The following is a 230-nucleotide window of genomic DNA, read 5'->3' as shown; positions in this document are numbered from 1 at the left end:
ACAAAGGCCTGATCAAGCCGCAGCGCGCCGCCAACGGCTACCGCTTCTATCCCGAGCAAACGCTGGAGCTGGTGGGCTATATCAAGCTGGCGCAGCAGCTCGGTTTTTCCCTGAAAGAAATCGGCGAGAACCTGCCGCTGTTATGGAACAGCGAGTCGGCATCGGCGCAGCTGTTGGCCGACTTGTTCCGCGAGAAAATCGCCTTGCTTGATGAGCGCATCGCCCAAATG

Annotated in this window: 1 protein-coding gene; it reads left to right on the top strand. The window is 58.7% G+C overall.

The genetic code is table 11. The features are described 5' to 3' along the window. The coding region (locus AC0IW9_RS32200; RefSeq protein ID WP_471652335.1) for a MerR family DNA-binding protein at positions 1–230 on the top strand (230 nt) is incomplete at both ends.

The organism is Belnapia sp. AC561 (assembly GCF_979252845.1).
The sequence above is the reverse complement of the archived record's forward strand: the minus strand, read 5'-3'. Positions and strand labels throughout refer to the sequence as shown.